The sequence below is a fragment of the Frankia sp. AiPa1 genome, from assembly GCF_023243075.1.
In the GTDB taxonomy this organism is placed as follows: Bacteria; Actinomycetota; Actinomycetes; order Frankiales; family Frankiaceae; genus Frankia.
Genome location: NZ_JALKFZ020000121.1, coordinates 19,499 through 32,592, shown reverse-complemented (window position 1 = coordinate 32,592; position 13,094 = coordinate 19,499). Strand labels below are relative to the sequence as shown.

The 13,094-nt window shown below is 70.4% G+C and carries 11 protein-coding genes; 7 read left to right on the top strand and 4 right to left on the bottom strand.

What is annotated here, in order from left to right; all coding sequences use genetic code 11:
- Positions 1-191: 191 nt before the first annotated feature.
- Entirely contained in the window at positions 192-1,061 is an 870-nt protein-coding gene (locus MXD95_RS10195; protein ID WP_250640324.1) for a PKD domain-containing protein, read from the bottom strand.
- On the bottom strand, positions 1,058-1,789 hold the full coding sequence (locus MXD95_RS10190; protein ID WP_250640323.1) for a hypothetical protein: 732 nt from the start codon (positions 1,787-1,789) through the stop codon (positions 1,058-1,060). The genes MXD95_RS10195 and MXD95_RS10190 overlap by 4 nt, the downstream gene beginning before the upstream one ends.
- A gap of 87 nt (positions 1,790-1,876) precedes the next feature.
- On the opposite strand from MXD95_RS10190, the gene MXD95_RS10185 reads away from it, so the two are divergent.
- Positions 1,877-3,001 (top strand): tyrosine recombinase, encoded by a 1,125-nt coding sequence (locus MXD95_RS10185; RefSeq protein ID WP_374122005.1) that lies wholly within the window; start codon positions 1,877-1,879, stop codon positions 2,999-3,001.
- 75 nt (positions 3,002-3,076) lie between these two features.
- Here MXD95_RS10185 and MXD95_RS10180 read toward each other — a convergent pair whose 3' ends face one another.
- A complete protein-coding gene (locus tag MXD95_RS10180; RefSeq protein ID WP_250640321.1) occupies positions 3,077-3,295 on the bottom strand; it encodes a hypothetical protein in 219 nt (72 codons plus the stop codon).
- A 449-nt stretch (positions 3,296-3,744) separates the two neighbouring features.
- On the opposite strand from MXD95_RS10180, the gene npdG reads away from it, so the two are divergent.
- Together npdG and MXD95_RS10170 are read left to right on the top strand one after the other, a co-directional pair.
- Positions 3,745-4,428 carry an NADPH-dependent F420 reductase gene (gene npdG, locus MXD95_RS10175; protein ID WP_250640320.1) on the top strand — a complete coding sequence of 228 codons (684 nt, stop codon included), beginning with the start codon at positions 3,745-3,747 and terminating at the stop codon, positions 4,426-4,428.
- 15 nt (positions 4,429-4,443) lie between these two features.
- On the top strand, positions 4,444-5,280 hold the full coding sequence (locus tag MXD95_RS10170) for a helical backbone metal receptor (protein ID WP_250640319.1): 837 nt from the start codon (positions 4,444-4,446) through the stop codon (positions 5,278-5,280).
- A gap of 41 nt (positions 5,281-5,321) precedes the next feature.
- Here MXD95_RS10170 and panB read toward each other — a convergent pair whose 3' ends face one another.
- A complete protein-coding gene (panB, locus tag MXD95_RS10165) occupies positions 5,322-6,257 on the bottom strand; it encodes a 3-methyl-2-oxobutanoate hydroxymethyltransferase (protein WP_250640318.1) in 936 nt (311 codons plus the stop codon).
- 287 nt (positions 6,258-6,544) lie between these two features.
- Here panB and MXD95_RS10160 point away from each other — a divergent pair, with 287 nt between their 5' ends.
- The 4 genes from MXD95_RS10160 to MXD95_RS10145 all read left to right on the top strand — a co-directional run bounded on the left by MXD95_RS10160 (position 6,545) and on the right by MXD95_RS10145 (position 12,990).
- A complete protein-coding gene (locus tag MXD95_RS10160) occupies positions 6,545-7,600 on the top strand; it encodes a TetR/AcrR family transcriptional regulator (protein WP_250640317.1) in 1,056 nt (351 codons plus the stop codon).
- A gap of 149 nt (positions 7,601-7,749) precedes the next feature.
- A complete protein-coding gene (gene thrS, locus MXD95_RS10155; protein WP_250640316.1) occupies positions 7,750-9,726 on the top strand; it encodes a threonine--tRNA ligase in 1,977 nt (658 codons plus the stop codon).
- A gap of 162 nt (positions 9,727-9,888) precedes the next feature.
- Positions 9,889-10,278, top strand: coding sequence for a HEPN domain-containing protein (locus MXD95_RS10150; protein ID WP_308301475.1), 390 nt, complete (start codon positions 9,889-9,891; stop codon positions 10,276-10,278).
- Positions 10,279-10,311: 33 nt separating this feature from the next.
- Entirely contained in the window at positions 10,312-12,990 is a 2,679-nt protein-coding gene (locus MXD95_RS10145) for a KGGVGR-motif variant AAA ATPase (RefSeq protein ID WP_250640314.1), read from the top strand.
- Positions 12,991-13,094 lie beyond the last annotated feature (104 nt).

The following is a 13,094-nucleotide window of genomic DNA, read 5'->3' as shown; positions in this document are numbered from 1 at the left end:
CCACCCCCGGATCGCTGAGGCTCGCGTGGTGACACACCGTTCGGGTGTGCGGGGGGTCGGTTGGGACGGCGGGTCGCTCTGGTAGGGCAAACCGGACACGGAACCGGTAACTCCGACCACGGTGGTCCCTTTGAACCGTGCGGCTGCCAGGTCGCCGTCACATACGGCAACAGTACGATCGGCCCGGCCGGTCAGTCGTTGTGGATGAGGACGCCGGAGGCCTCGTCGACCACCAGGGGCTGCGCGGCGGCGAGGACGACGGCGTTGAGCGGGAACGCCTGAGCGACACCGGGCACGGTGAACGTGCCCTGCCAGGTGACCGTGAGGGTCACCTGGTACTGGCCGGCTCGGTCGTACTGGTGGCTGACGTAGTCGTCGGGGTGGTCCCGCGGGGAGATCGCCGCATCGTAGGGCCGGCCGGGCGCGTCCGGGCCGACCTGGCCGTCGCCGAACTCCCAGCGGTAGTGCGGGACGGCGCTGATCGTGGCCTGGACCGGCTCGTCCACGTTGAACGTGTAGGACTCCGACACCGGTGTGTAGAGGATCGTCGCCAGGTTCGCGAAGCTGCGGCCGGACGGCGCGATGACGATCGTCGGTTTCGGCAGGACCTTCTCGCGCAGGTAGTCGTTGAGCGCGGCCTGGACCGCGGCGATCGGCACGGCGTTCGCCACCGGAATCAGGTAGTTGTTGCAGCCGGCCATCGTCTGGTCGTACTGGGCGCGCTCCGCGACGGACATCTCCGGGTTCGGGCCGACGAGCTCGAGCAGCTCACAGACCTCGGCCGGGTCGTCCGGGCAGTTCTGCCCGCAGTTCGCCGCCCGCCGCCCGCCGCCGGTGCCGCCGCCGCCGACCGGGATCCGCTCCAGCATGCCGTCGTGGTAGCGGTACTGGTAGCCGCTCGCGGTGGCCCTGGTGTCGCAGGTACCCCAGAGCACGGTGGCGCACGGCACCGTCGTACTGCCGGGAGCGGCCAACGCGACACCCGGGCCCAGCAGTCCGGCCCGCCCGAGCCCGGACGTCAACGCGACGGCGACGATCAGGACGAGCCCCGCTCGCCTCACGCCGGTGCCGTGGCGTATCGCAGGGTCTGGATGCGAAAGCCCTGGGCGGTGAGCGCGAGCTGCGCCGTGGCGGCACGGGTGGCGACGCCGGGAGCGTCCGTCACGTGCCGCCCGGCGGCGTCGAGCAGACCCACGGTGGCCGTGCGCAGGGTGAACGTGACGGTTGCCGCGAGACCCGCCCTGGGCCGGGCGGTGACGTCGCCGAGCTGGTAGGCGGGGCCGTCGGCGTGCAGGCCCCGCTGCTGTAGCGATCGGGACACCCCGACGTCGAGGGCGCAGGCCTGGCATCCGTCGAGCGAGGTCGGGCCGAGCACCGCCAGACGCCCGGCCCGGATGGCGTCGTTGATCTCCTGGAAGTACGCCTCGACCGTGCGGATCGCGGCCGGCGCGCTGACATCCGGGCTGGGCGGCGCACTGGTGCCGCCCGGGGCCGGATCGCCCGTCCCGCCGGCACCCGACCGGGCGGGCAGAGCGGCACCGCCGGGCGCCCCCTCGCCGCCGCAACCGGCCACAAGACCGACGCCGAGCAGCACTGCGGTCAGGGCGGTCAGGACGCGGCGACGTGCCGTGGACGTGGTGGTGGGAAGGCGATCAGCGAGCGTGGCTCGGAGGTTCCGTGCGGCCGCGACGGCAGCGTGCGGGCCGGCGGGCGGGGCACCGGGCGGCATGGCGACAGTGATGATGGTGACCCCCAGCCGTGCGGCGCGACGTGATGGTCCGGTGGCCATCCGCACAGATCGCCAGAATAACCGTGGAATCGCGGCATGTGGACGGGCACCCGCCGACAACTGCCGGCAGGTCCTACTATCAGGTTGATGATGGCGGCGACCGACGGCGACGAACTCTTCCGGCCGCGTACCCACACGCTCGCGGCCGGGACGGACGCGCCGGCGGACGTGATCGCCCGTTATCTCCACCACCTCGAGGGCGAGCGCGGGCTGGCCCGCAACTCGGTACTCGCCTACCGCCGCGATCTGCGGCGCTACCTCGTCCACCTGTCGGCGCACGGGCTGTGCTCGTTGGACGCGGTGGGCGAGGCGGAGGTTGCCGGCTTCGCCGCCGCGCTGCGCGCCGGGGACGACACGCATCCGCCGCTCGCGGCCGCGTCGGTGGCGCGGATGCTGGTCTCGGTGCGCTCGCTGCACCGCTTCGCGGCGGACGAGGGGGATGTGCGCGAGGACGTGTCCCGGCCGGTGCGGCCGCCCGTGCCGCCCCGTCGGCTGCCGAAGGCGCTGACCGTCGACCAGGTGAGCGCGGTGCTCGCCGCCGCCGGGGGTGCTGTGCCAGCCGCCGCCGGGGACGCTGCGCTCCTCGCTGCCAGGGGCGTGGGGACAGATCCGGTGCAGGCCGCGCGTCGATTGCGGGCCAGTGCCCTGCTGGAGCTGCTGTACGGAACCGGTGCCCGCATCTCCGAGGCCGTTGGCCTGGACCTCGAGGGTCTCGACCTCGACGGCGCGTCGGTGCGCCTGCATGGCAAGGGCGGGCGGGACCGGGTGGTTCCGCTGGGGCGCTGCGCGGTCCTCGCGCTCGGCGACTACCTGCGGGCTGGCCGGCCGCATCTGTGCGGTGCCCGCTCCGGGTCGGCGGTGTTCCTGTCGCGCCGCGGCAACCGGCTGTCCCGGCAGAGTGCCTGGACCGAGCTGCGTCTCGCCGCGGCGGCTGCCGGGGTCGAGGGAGTGTCACCGCACGTGCTGCGGCACTCCTTCGCCACCCACCTGCTGGACGGGGGAGCGGACGTCCGGGTCGTGCAGGAGCTGCTCGGTCATGCCTCGGTGAGCACGACCCAGATTTACACGCTTGTCACCGTCGACCGGCTGCGTGAGGTGTACGCGACGTCCCATCCGCGTGCTCTCGCCGCCGGCCACGCCATTGCCGCCGGGGGCTCCGCGCGTCCCGGCGGAGATCCGTTCAGGCTCACCGAGCCCACCACAGGGTTCTGAACCACGGCTCGCAGCCGTGCCGTCCAACCACCGCGCTGGCGCTGGCCAGAACGACACTGGCCAGAACGACACTGGTCAGGACGGGGTGTAGGGCCCGAGACTCGGCATGCCGTTCGAGGGCGCCGAGGTGGGCACCCCGCCGACTCCGCCCACCGCCTGTGTGCTGCGCTCGGACAGCGTCTCGCCCACCTTGCGTGCGATCGCCTCCATCAGGCGCAGCGCCTGCGGCAGCGACAGGTTCAGCACCACTTCGCTGTCGTTCGTCATCGCGAAGCGAACCGATACGTCCGCCATTGCTCGACCTCTCTCGCCTGCTTCGGAAGATCTGCTCGATGCGTGTGAAACGGAACGGTACGGCCCATCCGTAGCCAACGCACGCCCGGGGTGACCGGACACACCTGGCATATCACTCGAAGTGCCGTTTCGCTCGCTCACGGTGCTGACCCATGAGCTGTAACTGTCTGTCACGCTCGTTGCTCCTCTGCCGGTAGCGACGTGTGTGGGATCCCGTCTGTCCGGCCGAAGGTCCCGGTGGGCGGGCGGGGGCGGACGGTCACGTAGCTGTCCCGTTGTTCATGCATAGTCCCCCATTGCACCCGGCTGTCCGTCGGCGGGTGGGTTGGCTATCGGCCGCGGTGCCGGAGGGTGCACGGTCCGGCTCCGTGCTCCAGCCGTCTCGCCTGCGGGTTTGGCGTCGTTCGCGCAACCTCGCGGCCGACGGACGACTCGGGCAGGATGACAGGGTGACCTCGACCCAGTACGTCCCCGCGGACGTCCCCGCGCTCACTGTCGGCATCCTCGGTGGCTCCGGACCGCAGGGCGGCGGCCTCGGTCTGCGCTTCGCCCAGGCCGGGCATCTCGTGCTCATCGGCTCACGTTCGGCCGAACGCGGGGAGCAGGCCGCAGCCGCACTCGCCGGGCCGGGGCGGCGCATCGAAGGCTCGGACAACGCCACCGTCGCCGCGCGCGCCGACATCGTCATCATCGCTGTTCCCTGGGAAGGGCACCGGGAGACACTCGAGTCGCTGCGCGGCCCGCTGGCCGGGAAGATCGTCATCGACTGCGTCAATCCGATGGGGTTCGACAAGGGCGGCGCGTTCGCCCTGCCCGTACCCGAGGGCAGCGCCGCCCAGCAGGCCGCGGCCGTCCTGCCCGACAGCACCGTCGTGGCGGCCTTCCACCACATCTCCGCCGTGCTGCTCGCCGACGAGTCGGTCGAGTCGATTGACACCGACATCCTCGTGCTCGGCGACGACCGGGCCGCCACCGACCTGGTCGCGGCGCTCGCCGAGCGGATCCCCGGCATGCGCGGCATCTACGCCGGCAAGCTGCGCAATGCCGGCCAGGTGGAGGCGCTCACTGCCAACCTGATCTCGATCAACCGACGTTACAAGTCCCACGCGGGCCTGCGCGTCACCGACGTCTGACGTCTGGGCACGGTGATGGCAGGCGAGCTGGACAGTCCCTATCCGGCCACATCCGGCTGGCCGGACGGTCCCGGGCGACTCCTGGGCGGCGAACCTGACGACCCCGAGCGGGACGATCTCGGGCTGACGGTGGCGGTCCCGACCAGGGTCGGGCGGGTGGTCTCACTGGTGCCGAGCCTCACCGAGTCGGTCGCGGTGAGCGCCCCGGGCCTGCTGGTCGGCGCGACCGACTGGTGCAGCCATCCGCCGGGGCTGCACGTCACCCGGGTGCGGGGCACGAAGAATCCCGACGTCGCCGCCGTCGTCGAGCTCGCCCCAGACGTCGTGCTCGCCAATGCCGAGGAGAACCGCGCACCAGACCTCGACGCCCTGCGGGCGGCCGGGCTTGCCGTGTGGGTGACCGCGCCCACCACCGTCGACGCCGCCCTGGGCAGCCTGGACCGGATGCTGCGCCTGGCCTGCCGGCTGCCCCGGCCCGGCTGGCTGGACGAGGCCCGGGCCGCCTGGTCGCAGCCCGCGCCGGCCGGACCACGCCGGCGCGCGCTGATACCGATCTGGCGTCGGCCATGGATGGCCGTCGGGCGCGACACGTTCGCCGGGGACGTGCTGCGCCGGCTCGGCGTCGACAACGTGCTGGCCGACTCGCCGCAGCGCTATCCCCGGTTCGACCCGGCCACGGTGGCGCCGCACGACCTGGTCGTCCTGCCGGACGAGCCGTACGCGTTCAGCCCGGCGGACGGACCCGAGTCGTTCACCGCGCCGGCGGTGTGCGTCTCGGGCCGCCTGCTGACCTGGTACGGCCCGTCCCTGGTGGCGGCCCGCTCGGAGCTTGCCGTCGCACTGGCTCGGTAAGGCAGGCTCGGTAACGCGGCTGGTCCAGTAGCTGTGCTGGTTCAGTAGCTGTGCTCGAGAGACGGGTACTGGCCGCCCTCGACCTCGTCGCGGTAGGCGCGCGCCGCCGCGCCGAGGGCCGCGCGAAGGTCGGCGTACCGCTTGACGAACCGGGGGGTGTGGCCGCCGCTGAACCCGGCCATGTCCTGCCAGACGAGCACCTGGGCGTCGCAGTCCGGTCCGGCGCCGATGCCGACGGTGGCGATGCGCAGCTCCTTCGTCACCCGGGCAGCCAGATCGGCGGGCACCACCTCCAGCACGACGGCGAACGCGCCGGCGGCCTCGATCGCCAGCGCGTCGGCGAGCAGGACGTCCCCGGCCGCGTCGCGGCCCTGCACCCGGTAGCCGCCGAGGGCGTGGATGCTCTGCGGGGTCAGCCCCAGATGGCCGACGACCGGGATGCCCGCCGCCGTCAGCGTCTCCACCGCCGGGGCGACCCGTGCCCCACCCTCGAGCTTCACCGCGTGGGCGCCGCCTTCCTTGAGGAAACGGGTGGCCGTCTCCAGGGCCTGCCGCGGCCCCGCCTGGTACGACCCGAACGGCAGGTCGGCCACGACCATCGCGTGCGGCGCCCCGCGCACCACCGCGCGGACCAGGGGGATGAGCTCGTCCACCGTGACCGGGATCGTGGTGTCGTAGCCGTACACGACATTGGCGGCGGAGTCGCCGACCAGCAGGACGGGAATCTCGGCCTCGTCGAACACCGAGGCGCTGGTGAAGTCGTAGGCGGTGAGCATCGCCCACCTCGCCCCGCGGGCCTTGGCCGCCGCGACGTCGCGGACGGTGAAGCGGGTGCGGGGGCGGAGATGAGGGCGACCTGCTGCGGCCGGCGCGCCGTAGAGCGTCGCCGCCGCGGTCTCGTGGCTCTGGTCGGGTGACTCGTGGGATGCCGACTCGGAGGATGCCGATGCGTGGGAGGCACTGCCTGACGAGATCATGAGCACTCCTGATGGTCCGTCCGGGCGCTGGGCGTCCCGGCGTGCTGCCCATGCTGCCACCGGCCGCCGACTCCCGCCGCCGATTCCCACCGCCTGGTCATCCAGGCTGCGCCACGCCGCTGGCACCGCAAACGGATGCGTCAGGGGCCGGCGGCACGTATGCTGATCTTGAAATGGGACAGGAACACCGGCAGGAACGAGCGGCTCCACCACGTGGCGGGTGGCCTATCCATGCGGACGCACCGGTACGGCGACCGGATCGGCGGGGCGAGCGGAGGACGCGGCCAATGACGACGACATCGGATGCCCGTCCGCCGCATCCTCGTCGACCGGAGGATCGGGCCCCGTCCGGGGTGCGGGTTCCGCGTGCGCCCGGCCGTCCGCGTGATCCCCGCTATGACGGGGCGATCATAGAGGCCGCGCTGCACGAGTTGGCCACCGTCGGCTTCACCGGGCTGTCGATGGAGGCCGTCGCGGCCAGCGCTGGTGTCGGCAAGGCCACGGTCTACCGGCGCTGGCCCACCAAGGACGCCCTCATCGGTGACGCGCTCGACACGCTGGCCGATGACGTCGAGACGGTCGAGACCGGATCCCTGCGGGACGACCTGGTCGCGTGGCTCATCTCCCTGCGCCGGCGTAACTCGCACTCGTTGGCCGGGCAGATCATGCCCAAGCTTGCCGCGGAGCATGGCGCCCACCCCGAACTGTTCGCCACCTACTCGCACCGGGTGCTGGAACCGCCCCGGCGGTGGGCCGCCGACCTGCTCCGGCGCGGGATCGCCTCGGGCGAACTGCCCGCGGACGTCGACGTCGATCTCGTCGTCGACATGCTGGCCGGGACGGTCTCCTACCGGCAGTACCTCAGCGGGGACCGTGAGGTCAGCGGCAGCCGGATCGGCCGGATCGTCGACATGGCGCTCGACGGCATCCGCGCGCGGGAGGCAGGCGCCGAGGACGCCCGGGAGGTGGGCGCACAGGTCGGGGATCCAGGCGAGGGCAGGGATCCCGTGGCGCCCGTCAGTGGCGATGCCGGGCGGTCCGCCGACGGTCAGCCGCGGGAGGTCGCGCCGCGGCCCAGCGGACTACCGGGCGGTGTGATCGTCGCCGAGGTCTCGACCATCGTGGCTGCCCCGTCCGACCCGGGCCCGTCCGACCCGGACCCGTCTGACCCGGTCCCGTCCGGTGCGGGCCAGTCCGGGTCGCCGCGGTCGGGAGGGCAGGGGGTGCTGCCCCGCCTCGGCGCATACCCGGTCGGCGGGGTCTACCCGGTGGGCGGGCCCTATCCGGTGGGCGGCGCGTATCCCGTCGACAGCCCGACGATCACCCCGGAACCGTCACCCTGAGTGCGCGCGCGTGGGAGGCAGTGCCCGCTCGCGAGTAGCATCGCGATCGGGTCAGGAAGGCCCGCCGTGGGGTCGCCCGCAGGGATGGTGACACACCGTCCACGGGAGGATCCCCACGCCTGCGTCCCCTCGCACACAGGAGATTTTCGGTGTCCGACGTCCGCGTGACCGTCCAGCATGACCAGCGCAGCGAGCCGCGGGTGGTGCCAGGCGGGACGACGGCCGCCGGCCTGTTCGCGGACGACCGCTCGGTCATCGCAGCGTTGGTCGACGGCCAGCAGCGCGACCTTACCCATGTCCTCGCCGATGGCGCGGTCGTCGAGCCGATCGTCCTCGAATCGCCGGCCGGGCGGGCGATCGTGCGGCATTCCGCGGCGCACGTCGTCGCCCAGGCCGTGCAGGAACTGTTCCCCAAGGCGCGCCTGGGGATCGGGCCGCCGATCGAGAACGGTTTCTACTACGACTTCGACGTCGAGACCCCGTTCACCCCGGACGATCTGAAGGCCATTGAAAAGAAGGCACAGACGATCATCAAGTCCGGCCAGCGTTTCTCGCGGCGGGTCGTCACCGACGAGTCGGCCCGCGCCGAGCTCGCCGACGAGCCGTACAAGCTGGAGCTGATCGGTCTCAAGTCGAGCGCCGGCGAGGATGCCGAGGCGAGCGTCGAGGTCGGCGCCGGTGAACTGACAATCTATGACAACCTGGACGCGAAGACCGGCGAGCTGTGCTGGAAGGACCTCTGCCGCGGGCCGCACGTGCCGACCACCCGCTCCATCCCCGCCTTCGCCATCCTGCGCTCGGCCGCGGCCTACTGGCGGGGCAGCGAGAAGAACCCGCAACTGCAGCGGATCTACGGCACCGCCTGGGAGTCCCGTGAGGCGCTGAAGGACTACCAGACCCGCCTCGCCGAGGCCGAACGGCGCGACCATCGCCGTCTCGGCGCCGAACTCGACCTGTTCTCCTTCCCGACCGAGATCGGCCCCGGCCTGTCGGTGTTCCATCCCAAGGGCGGCGCCATCCGCACCGCCATGGAGGACTACTCGCGCCGCCGGCACACCGAGGCGGGCTATTCGTTCGTCAACACCCCGCACATCTCCAAGTCCGACCTGTACGAGATCTCCGGGCATCTCGACTGGTTCGCGGACGGCATGTACCCGCCCATGCAGCTCGACGGCGGCACCGATTACTACCTCAAGCCGATGAACTGCCCGATGCACATCCTGATCTACCGGTCCCGCGGCCGGTCGTACCGGGAGCTGCCGCTGCGGCTGTTCGAGTTCGGCACCGTCTACCGCTACGAGAAGTCCGGCGTGGTGCACGGTCTTACCCGGGTGCGCGGTCTCACCCAGGACGACGCGCACCTGTTCTGTGCCCGCGAGCAGCTGCCCACCGAGCTCGACAGCACGCTGAGCTTCGTGTTGGGCCTCCTGCGCGACTACGGGCTCGACGACTTCTACCTGGAGCTCTCGACCCGCCCCGAGGGGAAGGCCGTGGGCACCGACGAGGAATGGGCCGAGGCGACCGACCTGTTGCGCGAGGCCGCCCAGAAGCAGGACCTGGAACTCGTCATGGACCCGGGTGGCGGCGCGTTCTACGGCCCGAAGATCTCCGTGCAGGCCCGAGACGCGATCGGCCGGACCTGGCAGCTGTCCACCATCCAGGTCGACTTCCAGCTCCCGCAGCGTTTCGACCTCGAATACCAGGCCGCGGACGGCACCCGCAAGCGCCCGTTCATGATTCACCGGGCCCTGTTCGGGACGATCGAGCGCTTCCTCGCCATCCTGCTGGAGCACTACGCCGGTGCCCTCCCGCCGTGGCTCGCCCCCGTGCAGGTCCTCGGCATTCCCATCACCGACGAGCACGTGCCCTACCTCGACGAGATCGCCCGCCGCCTGTCCGGTCACGGCATCCGGGTCGAGGTCGATGCCTCCGACGAACGGATGCAGAAGAAGATCCGCACCGCGCAGAAGCAGAAGGTCCCGTTCATGCTCCTGGCCGGCAACGATGACGTGGCCGCCGGCGCCGTCTCCTTCCGTTTCCGCGACGGCTCCCAGCGCAACGGCGTCCCCGTCGACGACGCCATCGCCGAGATCCTCGACGCCGTCGAACGCCGCATCCAGGTCTGACGCCGAGATCCCGGGGCGCGGACATGGGGGCATTCGCAGTTCCGAGCGCGCTCCGTGGTCCTCCATGTCGTCTGCCTGTTGTCCGCAGTTGGTCTCGGCTCGGATCTGTGACACCGATTGTGGTTACAGTGCGCCCTGTCGTCATCAGGCAGACGGGGGTGGGTGCTGAAGCCAGGCAGAAGAAGGCAGATCGATCACTGGGTTGCCGTAGCTCGCGAACGCGGTCAGGATGCCGAGGTGCTGCATGCGAAGGCGCGGCAGCTTGGCGCTCTCTACCTCACCGGATATGTGGTCGAGGCATACGCCAAAGCCCTCGGGGCCGCCCTGAACGGCGGGTCGGTCAAGAAGATACACGATCTTGATGTTCTGCTGGCGGACTGCGGTTTTCGCCGAGCTGACCTGCCGCACGATGTGCGTGAGTATGCGGATCGTCGCACTGTCGAGATGCGCTACGACCCGGTGCTCTCCCCCGAGGCCGACTACGAGCGAGAACTCGCCAGCGCCCGGCAGCTGGCCAAGCTCCTGGCCCACCGGCTCCGACGGCTACGCTGACAACGAGCTGGCAACGAGGCAGAAGGGGGCGAGATGCCGGACAGGAAGCAGGCTGAGGCCGATGCTGTTCGTAAATCCATCCTCGACCGTCTGCGCGGCGACGATCCGCAGGCCGTCGCCTGGGTGGTCCCCGATCCTTTTCGGGGCTACCGGATCCGGGTGGTAAGCCGCACCTTTGAGGGACTGCCTCCGTCGGAACGACGTGACCGTTCACTCGGCCCCTTTATTGCAGACGACGACATTGCCTACTTCCGCCTCCTCGCTCCAGCCGAGAATGACATCGCTGCGGCCGAGGGGACCGACGATCCACTGCGGGTCCCAGTTTCCGATCTCCCGCTGTGGCCGGATTCGCTGGCTCGCGGCGAACTCCGGGACAAAATCGAGGTTCGGCTACCGTCACGGTCGGACGATTTCCTTGCTGCTCCGCTGGTCGCGACGTTCTATTCCCTGCGGGGAGGAGTGGGCCGATCCACCGCGTTGGCTCACACGGCGCAGTTGCTCGCGCAGGAGCATCGGGTCCTCTGCATCGACATGGACTTGGAGGCACCTGGGCTTGCCGCGCTTTTCGACGTCGAGCGTGAGGTTCGGCGTGATCAGGGAGTCGTCCCGCTGTTGCTGGGTGCGGAGATCGCCGGCGCGCTTCCGGACGTCACGCCGCACCTGCTGCGCGTGCATCCCGACCGGGAGCTCTATCTGCTTCCGGCGGGTCATCCGGACGCCGACTATGCTCGCCGGCTTGCCCAGCTGGATCCCGCCTCCTGGTATCGGGAGGAGGACAATCCGCTGCGGATGTTGCTATCCGCCGTTGGCGGCCTGCGGATCGCGCCGCAGATCGTCCTCATCGACGCTCGGACCGGCATCAGCCCGCTGTCGGCCCCGCTGCTCTTTGATCTCGCCGATCTGGCCGTCGTCACCTTCTTCCCGCATCCGCAATCCAAAGTGGGTACGGGCGCACTGACCCGTGCTCTGCTCGCTGCGCGCTCCGAGCGCACCTATACCCCTGAGCCGCGGTTCCTGGTCAGCCCGGTTCCTGGCGGTCTACCGGAAACCCGCCGCTACTACGAGGATCGCGCCGCGAACTGGGTCAGTGAGTGGCTGGCTCCGGCGGTCCTCAAGGACGGCCGACCGGCGTTTCCCGACGTGGATGAGCTCATACACGTCGTGGGGTACAGCGAAGGTATGGCTAGCACGGACGCGGTGACTGCCGAGTCTGGTGCCAGCGCCTATGCGCCGGTCAGCGAGTGGATCAAGGGTTTTGTCTCGCGTTCCGCCACGATCCGGCCGGACACTGTCCACGCCACCACCGCCATTCCCGGGGCGCCGTCGTTGGTGACCACCACGAAAGCGGCGGCCCTTGCCGGGTTGCGGATGTCGGCTGGCATCGCGGAGGCCCAGTCTGACGACGAATTCGAAGAGACCTACCTGCGCACCGGGATCATTCAGCAGGCGCTGAGGCCGGACCGACCACTGATCCGCGGCCGAAAGGGCACCGGCAAGACAGCACTGTTCCGCAAGCTCGCGATGGCAGGCGGTGTCGCCGTAACCAGCCCATCCGGTCTGGCGCGCCGTGCGTGGACACCGTCGAGCGACACATTCAAGGCGGTTGACTCCATCATCGCGGACACGGGGACCGACTGGCGAGTCGCCTGGTCCGCGCTGATCGGTGTGACGGTGCGGCTGCGCGGCGGGCCGCGGCTGCCCGTACCCGCCATCTTCGGTGGCCTTGTCTGCGTTCGTGGACCCGAGTCGCAGTACAGCGAGATCGACCTCGTCCAGGACCTGCGAGCCGTCCTGTCAGTCCCGGATGCCGGGTTGGTGGTGTGGCAGTGGATCAGAGAACTGGACGCGGCCACCGATGAGCAGACATTCCTGTTGTTCGATGGCCTGGACGCCGGTTTCGGCCCAACGGCAGCTGATCTGGCACGGCGGCGGGAGGGGGTTGCGGGGCTACTCGCCCTGCTGGGCGAGCGCGGTGACGAACTGTCCCGCCTACGGATGAAAGTTCTGATTCGTGATGATATCTACCGAAGTGTCCCGGTGCCGAACCAGTCCCATTTCTATGGGCGTGAGGCGCGGTTGTCCTGGGCGGACCAGACTGACTATCTGAAAGTAGTGATCAAGCAGGCACTGCGGGCGCCGGTGGTGGCCCGCCTCGTCCGAACCGAGGTCCCGGACGCGCTGCCGGACGGTGCGGTGGACCGGGTCGAATCCTGGTCGCAGGGCCAGGTGCTCGACGTCTGGCGGGTTCTGGTAGGCGAGCGGGTCTCCGGGGGTAAGACCGCCTTTACCCACAACTGGGTCTGGAACCGGCTGGCGGACAGCAACGGCGATCACTCTCCACGCTCCCTCATCCGACTTTTCGATCGTGCGGCCGAACGGGAGCGCGACTGGCACGGATCGGCGCCCTACGAACGTAGCCTGATCCGGCCCCGGGCCCTGGTCGAGTCCCTGGAGGACATCAGCGACCAGGAGATGCGCTCCGTGGAAGAGGAGTTTCCGGAACTCGGGCCGCTGTTCGAGGCGCTGCGAGCGGCCGGACGTACACCCTTCCCCGCTGGTGAGCTTGCCCGGGTCGAAGCAGACGTGGTGAACCTGGGCCTGGAGGTCGGCCTACTCGGGATCGACCTCGGTTCGCGTGACGACGCCGAGCGTTACCGTGTCCCCGAGCTTTACCGCAAGGCACTGGGGATGGGACGTAAGGGCCAGGCCTGACCTGACCCGTCTAGCTTCCGACGGCCTGGGTACGCGCTGCCGCGGGGGCCGACGGGCTCGACGACGATGCCGGCCCGCGTATCGGAACACCCACCAGACCAGGC